A 13,183-nucleotide genomic window follows, 5' to 3' on the forward strand; every position below is an offset into this window, starting at 1 on the left:
GTTTCTGTTGTTGCAACATTCTCGATCCGTGTACAGGAAAGAACTGGGCGTAAAAAAAGCCCTCGTGAGAGGGCTGCTTGGGAAGGTATGCGGGAATACATATGGGCTTGCCAATCAAGGATTCAGCGCCCGCAGGACCTCGTCATGAATCGAACCCGCCGTCGCCACAATGGAATTCGCGCCGATTGGCGTGTTGCCCTGCCAGTCGGTAATGCGTCCGCCGGCGCCTTCAATAATCGGGATGAAGGACATGATGTCCCAGATCTTTAGCACGGGATCAAGCATGATGTCGGCGCCGCCGGTCGCCAGTTGAAAATATCCATGGCAATCGCCCCAGCCGCGATACAAGCGGGCCTGACGCGATAACCGTTCGAAGGCGGGGCCGTTGTGATACTTGAAGATGTCCCAGTGGTCGGTTGCCAGCAGCATGGCGTCGCCGATCGTGCTGCAATCGCGCATGCCGACCGGCTTGCCGTTGAGCGTGGTTCCGGCAATGGTGCCGACCAGCAGATGCTCCATCAGCGGGCTGTGCAAGGCCCCAATAATAGGACGTCCCCGATACGTCAGTGAAATCAGCGTGCCGAAGATGTAGCAGTTGGTGACAAATGCCTTGGTGCCGTCGATGGGATCGAGGATCCAGCAATATTCCGCCTCTTGCTGATGAGGGCCAAATTCTTCGCCGATGATCCCGTGTCGCGGATAGCGGGCCATGATTGCCGCGCGCAGCGCTTGTTCGGTTTCGCGGTCGGCGGCAGTGACCGGCGATTGATCCGATTTTGATTCAACGGCGGTACCGTTGAGATAGTGGCCGCGAATGATGGCGCCGCTGATCTTGCTCAGCTCGCTGATGAAATTGCTGAATTCCTGCAGCTGCGCGGCATCAGCGGATTGAGTGAAGAGCGGGGCGGGTGGCAGAAAGGACATGGCGGTTTCTCTGAAAGATTATTGGCGTAGCGCCACAATGCCGCCCAAAATCATCGCTGCACCCAGCCAGCGGGCGAAGGACAATTTTTCCTTGAGCAGAAAGGCGCTGATGAAAGCGGCGAAGATGACGGAGGTTTCACGCAGCGAGGCGACAGCGGCGGTCGGGGCCTTGGTCATGGCCCACAGCGCGATGCCGTAAGCCAGCATGGAAAACGTGCCGCCGATGATGCCACGCCGCCAATGCAGGCGTGCATGTGCGACGAAAGCGCGGCGGCGCAGCCAGAGTACCAGCGCGGCGAAAGGCATGCCTTCGAGGAAAGACATCCACAGCACATAGTTGGGCGCATTGCCTGCCTGGCGCACACCGGCAGCGTCGACCATGGTGTACATCGCAATCAGGCTGGCATTGGCAAAGGCAAACAACATCACCTTGCGTACGCCACTATGCAGATTGCCTGCCAGCAGGCTCAGACTGATGATGCCGCCTGAGATGCCGGCGATGCCCAGCCACATGGCCGGGCTCAAGGATTCATGAAAGATAATGACGCTGATCAGGGCGACCAGCAGCGGCGCAATGCCGCGCATAAGCGGATAGCCGAGGTTCATGTCGCCGGCGCGATAGGTGCCGACCAGCGTCAGGTAATAACCGATGTGCAAGACGATGGAGGTGAGCAGGTAAGGCCAGCTTGCCAATGGCGGCGGAGCGAAGAAGAGCAGCAGCGGCGCCGCTACCGTGGTCGCACCGGCCGCGACCAGCGCGGTATCCATCAGCACGTCGCGACCGCTTTTGATCAGCGCGTTCCAGCTGGCGTGCAATAGTGCCGCAAACAATACGATGACGGTGATCGTTGGTGTCAGTGTCATCGGGGAGGTGAGCGGAGACATCGGCAGAGGTGTCATGCGCGCACGCACTGCGCGATATAACGCGAGAAGTGCGCATAGTCCGGTGTGCGATAGTCTTCCTTCTTGGCGAGATCATCCCAGCGCCGCAGCCGCACTGCATCGGCGGCGTAGGGGATGGCGATGAAGTCTGCGGCCTGTTGCGCATCGAATATGCCGCCCTGCAGTTTCAGGCTGCGCACAGAATCGGCCGACAGCGCAGAAAAATAGGCCGGATCGACAGCGCACAGATAGCGCTTGGCGTCGACGTGCAGGCGTATCGGCGCCAGCACGTCTTCATCGAAAAGATGGCGCAGAAAAGGCAGGATACGGTACTGATGCAAGTCATCGATACCGGCCATGGTCGGTGTATCGCCGTTGTCTTCCAGCATGTGGCCGAGGTCATGTAAAAAGCTGGCGACGATCAGGCTGGGCGGCGCGTCTTCCTGCTCCGCCAGCGCAGCGGTCTGCAGCGCATGCTCCAGCTGCGTGACCGGCTCGCCGGTGTATTGCGTGTCGCCGTGCAGGCGAAACAAACCGTCGATGTCTTCCAGAGTCAAAGCCATAGAAACAACCTCATCAAAACTTTATCAGCAATCTCATGCAAGCAATGTCTTATGGACTATTGCAGGGAAATCGGTGCAACGTACTGGATCAAGATTTTGCATCAAGACCTGGTATCAAGAGTTCAATACGTGCACCGGCCAGCATCAAGCTACCAAGGCAACGAATACGTTTTCGTATTGGTAAAACTCTTCATCGCTTCCTGCACACCTTCCTTGTAACCCAGGCCAGAATCCTTGATGCCGCCGAAGGGCGTCAGTTCAAGACGATAGCCAGGCACTTCGCGCACATTCACCGATCCCATATTGAGTTCGGAAATGAAGCGCGTGATGTAGTCGAGCCGATTGGTGCAGACCGACGACGACAAACCGTAGGCGGTACCGTTGGCGATGCGGATTGCTTCGTCGATGCCGGACACGCGGATCACCGGCGATACCGGGCCAAAGGTTTCTTCGCGTACTACGGTCATTTGCGGTTGCACATGATCGAGCACTGTTGGTGAGTAAGAGGCGCCGCGGCGTTGATTGCCGACCAGCAGTTTGGCGCCGGCCGCCACAGCTTCGTTGACCACGCTTTCAAATCGAATCGCCGCAGCTTCGTCGATCACGGTGCCCATGTCGACGTGGGCATCGAAAGGATCGCCGTAGCGCAAGGCTTTGGTTTTTTCCACCAGCAGCTCGACGAACTGGTCGGCGACGCGCTCATGCACCAGCATGCGCTTGATCGCCGTGCAACGTTGTCCCGAATTTTTGTACGAGCCGTTGGCTGCCAATGTCGCCGCTTCTTCAATGTCGGCATCTTCCATCACGATAATGGGATCGTTGCCGCCCAGTTCCAGGATCTGGCGTTTGTAGACTGCTTTGGCGGCAATATATTTGCCGATGGCGACGCCGCCGGTGAAGGTGACCAGATCGACGTGTTCGTTGGTCAGCAGTTCGTCGGCGATTTCCTTCGGATCACCGGTGACGACCGACAGCATCTGCGGTGGCAGGCCGGCTTCGTACAGCACGTCCGCCAGTGCGTATGCCGTCAGCGGCGTTTTTTCGCTGGGCTTGAGCACGATGCGGTTGTTGGTGGCGATCGCCGGCGCGACCTTGTGGATCACCTGATTGAGCGGATGATTGAACGGCGTGATGGCCGAAATCACCCCGAGCAAAGGCTCCTTCATCGTATACACCTTGCGGCGCTTGCCATGCTCGGTCAGGTCGCAGGAAAAGATCTGGCCGTCGTCGATCAGCGCCTGATTGGCCGCAAATAGAAGCACGTCGGAAGCGCGTCCGGTTTCATACATCGAATCCTTGAGGCAGAGCCCGGATTCCAGCGTGATCAGGCGTGCAAATTGTTCACGCCGCGCCGCGATAAGTTCGCCTGCGCGCATGAGGATGCGATAGCGCTCATGACGCGTCAGTGTGGAGCGATACGCCGCAGCAATAGAAAAAGCCTTGCGCACTTGGTCGACACTTGCCTTGGGAATGGTCGCGATCACTTTGCCTGTGTAAGGATGGGCGACGTCAATGCTGCGCTCGCAAGCAACTTTGTCGCCGGCAATACGCAGGCTTTCGCGAATGATCTGGTTGTGGCTGGCATCGGCTGGCACGGCTTGCAGAGTGGCGGTCATGCGGCACTCCTTTCCTTTGCATTGCTATCCACTGCGACGACGTGATTGAGGGCCAGATCGAAAGCATCGAAATTGCGCAGGCGGCGGTTACTGGCCACGCCCTCGACCTTGCGATTCAGGATCAACGGTACTTGCTGCTCCGACAAGCCGCCGTGAGATCGCAGCGGTACCTCGAGGCCGGAGAGATCGTGACGCGAAGCGGCAGTGCCAAGCACCGTATCGCGTTGCGAGACGATCACGATGTCGCCGATGCGATCCGGAGGCAGCTCAAACCGTTGTGCGGCATCAGCACGATTGAGTACGACCTCGACGCCCGGTAGCAAGGCCAGGCGCGCAATCAATTCCTGCACATTGAGATCAGACGGCAAATGGATCGTCGCGTAAGAGCCCAGTGCACCGTGATGCACAACATAAGGATCGGTGATCGGCAGGATCACGCGGGTCTTGCCTTCGCCCAGCCAATGATCGAGCACGTCTTGCAAGTAAATGACATTTGGCGAACCGTCATTGCCGTGCTTGGCGTTCATGCCGTGGTCGGCGGTGAGTGTGATGACGGCGCCCATGTCGTCGAGTTGTTGCAGATAACCGTCCATCATCTGATAGAAGGCGTTGGCGTCCGGTGTGCCGGGCGCGGCTTTGTGCTGCACGTAGTCGGTGGTCGACAGATACATCAGGTCGGGGCGAAAGCGCTGCATCAGCTTGACGCCGGATGCAAAGACGAATTCCGACAAGTCGGCGCTATACACGGACGGCACCGGCAGTCCGACCATATCAAGCACGTCATCGATGCCGTTTTCGGCCATGCTGACCTGATCCGATTTCTCCGACGAGTAGCAGATGCCTTTCAACTTGTGGCCGAGCAGTTTGCGCAGTTTGTCCTTGGCCGTCACCACGGCAACCTTGGCGCCGGCATCGGCGAAGGCGGCGAGCAGGGTGTCGGCGCGCAGGTATTTTGGATCATTCATCATTACTTCTTCACCACTGGCCGGGTCGAAGAAGTAGTTGCCGCAAATACCGTGCACGGCTGGTGGCGCGCCGGTGACGATGGACAGGTTGTTGGGATTGGTGAAGGTTGGCACCACGCTGTCGGCGATGAAGCGGCTGCCGTCTTTCAGCATGCTGCCGATGAAAGGTGCAACGCCGGCGGCAACTGCCGCTGACAGATAATCGAATTCACAGCCGTCGACGCATACCACGACGACCGGCGCATCGGGCCAGCGGTAGCTGCGTTGGTTCACATTCACAGTTTTGCTCATGTTGCATCCTTATCAGGTTGACAGGTTGACTGATGCGGCCGGGGAACAGCCGCGTAATTGCATCCTTGGGCTACCGCTATTCGTTATCTGCACCGGCTATGCTGCCGGTTTGAATCTCTTTTTTATTTGTTCAGGCAATTCAATCAAATCCCTCAATTGGGGGCGCCATCGACGGCGCGGTGCATGCGTGCGCGGCTCAGTTCCGAGTGACGGCGCAACATGGCGCCGGCTTCTGCGGCATTGCGCGCGGCGATGGTGTTGTAAATCTCGCGATGCTCCTTGCTGGAGACATCCATGCCGCCGCCGGCCGACAGGCCGCGCAAGCGGAATAGCAGCAATTCCTTGGTCAGCTTGCGATACACCGCAACCAGTTTGCTGTTGCCGGTGAAGCTCACCAGCGTGTCGTGGAATTGCAGGTTGAGCGGGTGGTAGAGCGCGACATCCTTGCTGGCGGCGACTTCTTCCATGTGCTCGACCTGGCGTTTGAGCTCGGCCAACTGTTCTTCAGAAATGTGTTGTGCCAGTTTGCGGCCGATCAGGTCTTCCATGGCTTCGCGCAGATCATAGATTTCGTCGGCTTCAGCAACCGAAATCTCGCGGACGAAGGCGCCGCGATTTTTTTCCTGGCGTACCAGGCCGGATTCCTCCAGACCGCGGAAGGCTTCGCGAATCGGGCCACGGCTGATGCCGAAGTGCTGCGCCAGCTCGCTCTCATTAAGGCGGCCGCCGACGCTGATCTCTCCGCGCAGGATCATTTTTTCCACTTCCTCCTGAATGATCATCGTCAGCGAATTCGACTGCACGAGCTGCAAGGGACTGAGTTTTTCCATGATGTCTTGAAGTGCACCGACATGAGGCGATGCACTGTTTTGGTTTGAGTGAGGCTATTTTTGCAAATCAATCGCTTACTGTCAACTGCAAACTGTTGACAATCTACGATTCGGTGTTTAAAGTTAAAACCGTTCCATCAATTGGTATAAATAATTCGCAAATTTCGGGATCGGCAGTGCAGAGGTGTGGCCGGTTTCGTTTTCATCGTCATTGTTGCTTTGTTGTTCCTTACCCATCGGAGAATGCAAATGAAATCGACGTTGTCCCATATGCTGGCGCTGCTGTGCGCAGGACTGTGCGCTTATGCGCCGTTATCCTCTTCTGCGGCCGATCGCGTGCCGCTGCTGGTATATACCGCGCTGGAGACGGACCAGATCAAGGCCTATAAAGAGTCATTCGAAAAGGCGTATCCCGATGTGGAGATCAAATGGGTGCGCGATTCGACCGGCATCATTACCGCCAAGCTGCTGGCTGAAAAGGCCAACCCGCAAGCCGATGTCGTGATGGGTGTCGCCGCCAGCAGCCTGGCGCTGATGGATGCGGAAGGCATGCTGCTGCCGTACAAGCCCAAGGGTTATGAGCAGCTCAATCCCAAATATGTCGATACCAAGGCCGTGCCGAGTTGGGTGGGTATGGATGTGTTTGGCGCGACGATTTGCTTCAACACCGTTGAAGCGAAAAAGATGAATCTGCCGAAGCCGGAAACCTGGAAAGACCTCACCAAGCCGATTTACAAAGGCAAGATCGTGATGCCTAACCCGGCCTCGTCGGGAACCGGTTATTTTGACGTGACCGCCTGGCTGCAATTGTTCGGCGAGCAGGGCGGTTGGAAGTACATGGATGCCTTGCACGAGAACATCGCGCAATACATGCACTCCGGCTCCAAGCCCTGTAAATCGGCCGGCAGCGGTGAATTCCCGATCGGGATTTCGTTCGAGTATCGCGGCAATCAGGTCAAAAATAGCGGCGCGCCGATTGAACTGGTATTCCCGAAAGAAGGCCTGGGATGGGAGATTGAAGCCACCGGCATCATGAAGACTACGAAGAAACTCGATGCCGCCAAAAAGCTGGCCGACTGGTCCGCCAGCAAGGACGCCAACGAGCTGTATCAGAAGAACTTTGCCATCGTCGCCAATACAGCGGTGCACAAGCCGCCGACAGGTCTGCCGGCGAACTATGAAGAAATGCTGATCAAGAACGACTTCGCCTTTGCCGCCAAGAACCGCGACAAGATCCTGACGGAGTGGAACAAGCGTTACGACGCCAAGAGCGAGCCCAAGTAATCGCTGAACGAGCGGGCAGGTATGTTTCCTGCTCGCTCTTTACTCGCTTTCATTTTCGCTTTCATTTGGCTCCATGGTTATCCCCGGCAACACCGGCATGGTGCGATGGCTGAAGCACGCAGGCCGCACGCAATAGCATGCCGGTTCGGGAATGGCTGTCGGTATGGCAACGCTCAATCAACCGGATCACAGGCTTCGTATGGACATGACAGATTTTTCTGCGGTGCAGTCGCTTTCCGCCAGCACCGACATCGCGCTGGAACTTACCGGCGTGCGCAAGGACTTCGGCAGTTTCAGTGCGCTGGGTAATATCAATCTGCAAGTGCGGCAGGGCGAGATGCTGGTTTTTCTCGGCCCGTCCGGCTGCGGCAAGACCACTTTGCTGCGCATCATCGCCGGGCTGGAAAGCCAAACTGCAGGCAATATTTCTCAGAATGGCCGAGACATTTCCTGGTTGCCGCCGGAACAGCGTGACTACGGCATCGTCTTTCAGTCGTATGCCTTGTTTCCCAATCTGACGGTGGCCGAAAATGTCGCCTACGGCCTGGTCAATCGCCGCACCCAGCGCGCACAGATCCAGGCACGAGTGGAAGAGCTGCTGACGATGGTCGGTCTGCCGACCTCCGCCAAAAAATATCCCTCGCAACTTTCCGGCGGACAGCAGCAGCGCATCGCCCTGGCGCGCGCGATGGCAACTTCGCCGAAATTATTATTGCTGGATGAGCCGCTGTCGGCGCTCGACGCCTTGGAGCGCGTGCGTCTGCGCAAGGAAATCCGGAGTCTGCAACAGCAGCTGGGCGTGACCACCATCATGGTGACTCACGATCAGGAAGAGGCGCTGAACATGGCTGATCGCATCGTCGTCATGAACCAGGGCGCCATTGAGCAGATCGGTACGCCGCAAGAGATTTACGAACATCCGGCCAGCGCTTTCGTTGCGGGATTTGTCGGCAAGGTCAACGTGATCAAGGCGAAGGCGCTCGGCGAGCATGCCTTTGAATGCGGAGATCGCGGACTGCTCTTGATCCGTAACCCGGCAGACGGTTCATCCGATGCAGGCGACTACCGTCCGGGTAGCGAAGTACGTCTGTATGTGCGTCCCGAAGATCGTATTGCGGAAGACATCACCGATGCCACGCCGAACCAAGTGGTGGGCGTAGCAGGGCGGGTGGAATTTCTGGGCGGCATTTGCCTGGTCGAATTCGACGTTGCCGAGCTTGGCAAGACGCCGTTGACGATACAGTTCTCGCTCAACCAGATGCATGACCTGAACATTGTCCCCGGCGTGCGCATCCGCTTTGCGTTGCGCGCTGATCGGATTCGCGTTTTCCCTGCTTGACGAAAGACGACGATGCAAGCAAGTTCGAAACTCAATCCGGTTCTGCTGACGTCGACGCGGCGCAGTCTTAAGCTCAGCGGCGGCGATATTCTGGCGCGCGTTTTGCTGGTTGCCGTCGCAGGCGGTCTGGCCTTGTTTTTGCTGGCGCCGCTGGCGACGATTCTGCTGCGCGGTGTGCTCGACAATAACGGCAATTTTGTCGGCCTGCTGCATTTTCGAGACTATCTGGCCACGCCGAGTTTAAAGCGCTCCATTCTCAATTCCTGCAGTGTGGCGTTCGCCGTCGTCTTCATCTCGGTTCCGATGGCATTCTTCTTCGCGTATGCCATCAATCGCAGCTGCATGCGCTTCAAGGGCGGCTTCAAATTCATCGCCTTGTTGCCGCTGCTGGCGCCGTCGCTGTTGTCGGCGATTGCCTTTATCCAATGGTTTGGCAATCAGGGCGTATTAAAACCCTTGTTGGGTGGGGCCAGCATTTACGGCGCTCCCGGCATCATCCTGGCAGAGGTATACAACACCTTTCCGCACGCGATGATGATCATCACGACCGCCTTGTCGCTGGCTGATGCCCGCTTGTATGAGGCGGCCGACTCGATGGGCACCGGTACGCTCCGCCGCTTTTTCACGATTACGCTGCCGTCTTGCAAGTACGGTCTGATCAGTGCGGCGACGGTGGTATTCACCTATGTGATCAGCGACTTTGGTGCGCCCAAAGTCATTGGCGGCAACTTTAGCGTGCTGTCGGTGGATGTGTTCAAGCAGGTGGTCGGACAGCAGAACTTCGGTCGCGGCGCGGTGGTGGGTGTATTACTGTTGTTGCCGTCGATATTGTCGTTTGCCATCGACTCGCTTGTCCGCCGCAAATTGCAGGCGCAACTGTCGGCGCGTTCGGTGCCGTACAAGCCGAAGCCGCAGAGCGCTTTCGACCGCTGGATGACGGCGTATTGCGTATTGGTCAGCATTTTGTTGCTGTCGGTGGTGGGCATGGCGATATTCAGTTCCTTTATCAAACTGTGGCCTTACAACCTTGAGCTGACCTTGCGTCACTATCAGTACGCTTTGCTCGACGGCGATCTTAGCGCGGCATATACCAATTCTCTCAAACTTGGTTTTCTTACGGCAGTGTTCGGGACGACAGCGGCATTTACCGGCGCTTACCTGACTGAGAAATCACGCGGTCTCGGTAGTTTGCGTCCGCTGGTACATCTGATGGCCATGCTGTCGATGGCGGTGCCGGGGTTGGTGCTGGGATTGGGTTACATCATGTTTTTCAATCATCCGGACAATCCGCTGAAGTTCTTGTATGCATCGATGTCGATCCTGGTGTTCTCGACCATCATCCACTACTACACCTCCAGTCATCTGACGGCGGTGTCGGCATTGAAAGCGCTGGATAACGAATTCGAGGCGGTCGCGGCTTCGCTGAAAATCCCTTTCTATAAAACCTTCTTACGTGTCACCGTGCCAGTTTGCCTGCCGGCCTTGCTCGACATCGCGCGCTATTACTTCGTCGTGTCGATGGCTACCTTGTCTTGCGTGGTGTTCCTGTATTCGCCCGACACCATTCTGTCGTCGGTGGCGATCATGAATCTCGATGAAGCCGGCGACATCGGACCGGCAGCCGCGCTGGCGTCGCTGACAGTCGTGACTTCAGCGCTGGTATGTCTGCTGTACGGCTGGTTCAGCAAGGCACTGATCAACAAAACGCAGGCCTGGCGAACCTGCACCATGCATTGAGCTTTGCGCAGGGTTCATATTTATGCCATTCCCCCTAATTCGAAGGAGACACCATGTCTGTTGCAAACGCTGAACATAAAGATCCTATCCTCTTGACGCCGGGCCCGCTGACGACGTCGCTGCAAACCAAGCAAGCGATGTTGCGCGACTGGGGGTCATGGGATGGCGACTTCAATCAGATCACCACGCGGGTGCGCCAGCATCTGCTGGAAATCGCCCACGCGGGCGAGACGCACGAATGCGTGCCCCTGCAAGGCAGCGGCACTTTCTCGGTGGAAGCCGCCATCGGCACCATCGTGCCGCGCAACGGCCATGTGCTGGTGCCGATGAATGGCGCCTACTGCCAGCGCATCGCGCGCATCTGCGAATATCTGGGGCGTCGCGTGAGCACCCATTCGTATGCGGAAGATCAGGCTATTTCCACGTCCGACATCGATCGTCTGCTCAGTGCCGATCCTTCGATCACTCACGTCGCCATCGTGCACTGTGAAACCAGCACCGGCATCCTGAATCCACTGCAAGACATTGCCAAAGTGGTCGCGAAGCACGGCAAGGGATTGATCATCGATGCAATGAGCTCGTTCGGCGCCATCGAAGTCGATGCGCGCGTGACGCCTTTTGATGCATTGATCGCTGCTTCAGGCAAGTGCATTGAAGGCGTGCCTGGCATGGGTTTCGTGCTGGCACGGCGCAGTGTGCTGGAACAATCCAAAGGCAACGCCCACTCGCTGGCGCTGGATTTGTACGATCAGTGGGTGTACATGCAAAAGACGACGCAATGGCGCTTTACGCCGCCGACGCATGTGGTTGCCGCGCTGGATCAGGCGTTGCAGCAATACCGCGCCGAAGGCGGTCTGGCGGCGCGCGGTGCGCGTTACGCGGCCAACTGCAGGCAGTTGATCGACGGCCTTGCTGCGTTGGGGCTGAAGAGCTTTCTGCCGAAAGAAATCCAGGCACCGATCATCGTCACGGTGCATGCGCCACAGCACGCGAACTACAACTTCCAGGCTTTCTACAACGCGGTCAAGCGCCAGGGTTTCATTCTGTATCCGGGCAAGCTGACGACGGTGGAGACTTTCCGTGTCGGTTGCATGGGGCACTTTGGCGACGAGGGCATGCGTGGTGCGATTGCGGCCATTGCCAATGTGCTGGAGGAGATGCAGATCAACACGGCCAAGGCTGCGTAAGTTTCTATTTGGCAAGAAGTAATGACCGCTGATCTCACCAAGTTGGCTCCTAGGGCGCGGTCCTCTCGCGAAAGGATGTCGGTGATGGCCAGTGGCGTCGGTTGGCAGCGATGTTTTTATAGCAAGCTTGTACCGTTTTTTTACGCCGCACAGTTGCTCCAGTTTCTCTTGGGATTTGGGCCGGCTTGACGCCGGCTTTTTTTTATTCTCTGAGGTAGCGGGGGAGCGGTGATGCTGGGGTAACGCTGCCGGAAGTCCGAAAATCAAGACTTGTTAATATCCGTAACACTTTGTAAGAGACATAGGGCGGGAGCAAAAGCGGGTATATCTTAGTGACTCCCCCCTCTAATTCATCCCCTGAATTAGATTTAACCCGCGCCGCAAGGTGCGGGTTTTTTATTGCCCGCAGATTTTGTGGCGGCATGTCCGATCTTCTCTCCATCCGCTTTTCTTGTCGTTCTCATGCAATGGTATGCGATGCGTCTCGCCGGATGATGTTATACTTTAATGGTAATCATTATCATCTAACGAGTCGGAGAGAAATCATATGATCGGTATCAAAAAAATCGCAGTTGCCGCCGCCATGTTTGCAGCCGTGTCTGCTGCGAATGCAGCCGAATATCCTATCGGTAAGCCGCAGATTCAAGGCGGCATGGAAGTCAGCGCGGTGTACCTGCAACCGATCAAGATGGAACCGGACGGCATGATGCGTAAAGCCGAAGAATCGGACGTGCATCTGGAAGCCGATATCCGTGCCGTCGCCAAGAATCCGAACGGCTTTGCCGAAGGCGACTGGATGCCTTACCTGAACATCAAATTTGAACTGACCAAGACCGGTTCGACCAAGGTCATCAAGGGCGACATGATGCCGATGGTGGCCAGCGATGGCCCTCATTACGGCGACAACGTCAAACTCGACGGCCCCGGCAAGTACAAACTGAAACTGACCATTGCTCCACCATCGGGACATTTCGGTCGCCATGTCGACAAGGAAACTGGTGTCGGCCCATGGTTCAAGCCATTCGAACTGACTTATGACTTCACCTTCGCCGGCGTCGGCAAAAAGGGCGGTTACTAATCCGCAGTCCTGAGCTGAAAGAGTCATGAGCGGGCATCGTTCCGCTCATGTCACGCTGACCCGGTTCTCGCATTTGCTTACTCTTGTTGATAGCGCAATGCAGAGCCCTGCAATGTAGGAGCAAAGGATGTCTTTGCGTAAAACGCGCAGCACCCGACTTTTGGCCGGTCTGATCGGTCTGGTCTGTACCCTGTTTGCTGCGAGTGTCTTCGCCGCAGATATTTTGACTTTTAAACTTGAGATGCAGGACGGCAAGTTCATTCCTGCGCGCATTGAAGTCCCAGCTGGGCAGCGCATCAAGATCGAAATCCACAACATCGGCAAGAGCGCCGCCGAGTTCGAAAGCGTTGAGCTGCGCAAGGAAAAAGTCCTCGCACCCGGCGCGCAGTCTTTTGTCGTGATCGCACCCTTGCGTCCCGGCGAATACAAATTCTTTGACGACTTTCATCTGAACATGCCGCAGGGCGTGATTGTCGCCAAATAAAGT

The 13,183-nt window shown here is 56.9% G+C and carries 12 protein-coding genes; 6 read left to right on the forward strand and 6 right to left on the reverse strand.

Going from position 1 to position 13,183, the window contains the following annotated elements; genetic code table 11:
- Positions 1-114: 114 nt before the first annotated feature.
- The 6 genes from hmeg3_RS09330 to hmeg3_RS09355 all read right to left on the reverse strand — a co-directional run bounded on the left by hmeg3_RS09330 (position 115) and on the right by hmeg3_RS09355 (position 6,071).
- The gene (locus tag hmeg3_RS09330) at positions 115-924 is read right to left on the reverse strand and encodes an inositol monophosphatase family protein (RefSeq protein ID WP_094563481.1); all 810 of its coding nucleotides are present in this window, start codon (positions 922-924) and stop codon (positions 115-117) included.
- Between the two features lie 18 nt (positions 925-942).
- The gene (locus hmeg3_RS09335) at positions 943-1,824 is read right to left on the reverse strand and encodes a DMT family transporter (RefSeq protein ID WP_232511935.1); all 882 of its coding nucleotides are present in this window, start codon (positions 1,822-1,824) and stop codon (positions 943-945) included.
- Positions 1,821-2,369 carry a phosphonate degradation HD-domain oxygenase gene (locus tag hmeg3_RS09340; RefSeq protein ID WP_094563483.1) on the reverse strand — a complete coding sequence of 183 codons (549 nt, stop codon included), beginning with the start codon at positions 2,367-2,369 and terminating at the stop codon, positions 1,821-1,823. Before hmeg3_RS09340 ends, hmeg3_RS09335 begins: the two co-directional genes overlap by 4 nt.
- A gap of 149 nt (positions 2,370-2,518) precedes the next feature.
- On the reverse strand, positions 2,519-3,985 hold the full coding sequence (gene phnY / locus hmeg3_RS09345; RefSeq protein ID WP_094563484.1) for a phosphonoacetaldehyde dehydrogenase: 1,467 nt from the start codon (positions 3,983-3,985) through the stop codon (positions 2,519-2,521).
- On the reverse strand, positions 3,982-5,241 hold the full coding sequence (gene phnA, locus hmeg3_RS09350) for a phosphonoacetate hydrolase (RefSeq protein WP_094563485.1): 1,260 nt from the start codon (positions 5,239-5,241) through the stop codon (positions 3,982-3,984). Before phnA ends, phnY begins: the two co-directional genes overlap by 4 nt.
- Positions 5,242-5,393: 152 nt before the next feature.
- A complete protein-coding gene (locus hmeg3_RS09355) occupies positions 5,394-6,071 on the reverse strand; it encodes a phosphonate utilization associated transcriptional regulator (protein ID WP_094563486.1) in 678 nt (225 codons plus the stop codon).
- Between the two features lie 249 nt (positions 6,072-6,320).
- Here hmeg3_RS09355 and hmeg3_RS09360 point away from each other — a divergent pair, with 249 nt between their 5' ends.
- From hmeg3_RS09360 to hmeg3_RS09385, 6 genes are all read left to right on the forward strand, one after another.
- Positions 6,321-7,355, forward strand: a complete 1,035-nt coding sequence (locus tag hmeg3_RS09360) for a putative 2-aminoethylphosphonate ABC transporter substrate-binding protein (RefSeq protein WP_094563487.1) — start codon at positions 6,321-6,323, stop codon at positions 7,353-7,355.
- 199 nt (positions 7,356-7,554) lie between these two features.
- Positions 7,555-8,694 (forward strand): putative 2-aminoethylphosphonate ABC transporter ATP-binding protein, encoded by a 1,140-nt coding sequence (locus hmeg3_RS09365; RefSeq protein ID WP_094563488.1) that lies wholly within the window; start codon positions 7,555-7,557, stop codon positions 8,692-8,694.
- Positions 8,695-8,706: 12 nt separating this feature from the next.
- Positions 8,707-10,431, forward strand: a complete 1,725-nt coding sequence (locus hmeg3_RS09370) for a putative 2-aminoethylphosphonate ABC transporter permease subunit (protein ID WP_094563489.1) — start codon at positions 8,707-8,709, stop codon at positions 10,429-10,431.
- Between the two features lie 53 nt (positions 10,432-10,484).
- Complete coding sequence (locus hmeg3_RS09375) at positions 10,485-11,618, forward strand: 2-aminoethylphosphonate--pyruvate transaminase (RefSeq protein WP_094563490.1); 1,134 nt, start codon at positions 10,485-10,487, stop codon at positions 11,616-11,618.
- Between the two features lie 547 nt (positions 11,619-12,165).
- The gene (locus hmeg3_RS09380) at positions 12,166-12,696 is read left to right on the forward strand and encodes an iron transporter (protein ID WP_094563491.1); all 531 of its coding nucleotides are present in this window, start codon (positions 12,166-12,168) and stop codon (positions 12,694-12,696) included.
- 127 nt (positions 12,697-12,823) lie between these two features.
- Positions 12,824-13,180 carry a cupredoxin domain-containing protein gene (locus hmeg3_RS09385; RefSeq protein WP_094563492.1) on the forward strand — a complete coding sequence of 119 codons (357 nt, stop codon included), beginning with the start codon at positions 12,824-12,826 and terminating at the stop codon, positions 13,178-13,180.
- Positions 13,181-13,183 lie beyond the last annotated feature (3 nt).

The organism is Herbaspirillum sp. meg3, assembly GCF_002257565.1.
GTDB lineage: Bacteria > Pseudomonadota > Gammaproteobacteria > Burkholderiales > Burkholderiaceae_D > Herbaspirillum.

What these genes read in the sequence shown, in the direction of transcription:
- hmeg3_RS09330 (WP_094563481.1), bottom strand. Translation starts at nt 924, where the DNA reads ATGTCCTTTCTGCCACCCGCCCCGCTCTTCACTCAATCCGCTGATGCC.
- hmeg3_RS09335 (WP_232511935.1), bottom strand. Translation starts at nt 1,824, where the DNA reads ATGACACCTCTGCCGATGTCTCCGCTCACCTCCCCGATGACACTGACA.
- hmeg3_RS09340 (WP_094563483.1), bottom strand. Translation starts at nt 2,369, where the DNA reads ATGGCTTTGACTCTGGAAGACATCGACGGTTTGTTTCGCCTGCACGGC.
- phnY (WP_094563484.1), bottom strand. Translation starts at nt 3,985, where the DNA reads ATGACCGCCACTCTGCAAGCCGTGCCAGCCGATGCCAGCCACAACCAG.
- phnA (WP_094563485.1), bottom strand. Translation starts at nt 5,241, where the DNA reads ATGAGCAAAACTGTGAATGTGAACCAACGCAGCTACCGCTGGCCCGAT.
- hmeg3_RS09355 (WP_094563486.1), bottom strand. Translation starts at nt 6,071, where the DNA reads ATGGAAAAACTCAGTCCCTTGCAGCTCGTGCAGTCGAATTCGCTGACG.
- hmeg3_RS09360 (WP_094563487.1), top strand. Translation starts at nt 6,321, where the DNA reads ATGAAATCGACGTTGTCCCATATGCTGGCGCTGCTGTGCGCAGGACTG.
- hmeg3_RS09365 (WP_094563488.1), top strand. Translation starts at nt 7,555, where the DNA reads ATGGACATGACAGATTTTTCTGCGGTGCAGTCGCTTTCCGCCAGCACC.
- hmeg3_RS09370 (WP_094563489.1), top strand. Translation starts at nt 8,707, where the DNA reads ATGCAAGCAAGTTCGAAACTCAATCCGGTTCTGCTGACGTCGACGCGG.
- hmeg3_RS09375 (WP_094563490.1), top strand. Translation starts at nt 10,485, where the DNA reads ATGTCTGTTGCAAACGCTGAACATAAAGATCCTATCCTCTTGACGCCG.
- hmeg3_RS09380 (WP_094563491.1), top strand. Translation starts at nt 12,166, where the DNA reads ATGATCGGTATCAAAAAAATCGCAGTTGCCGCCGCCATGTTTGCAGCC.
- hmeg3_RS09385 (WP_094563492.1), top strand. Translation starts at nt 12,824, where the DNA reads ATGTCTTTGCGTAAAACGCGCAGCACCCGACTTTTGGCCGGTCTGATC.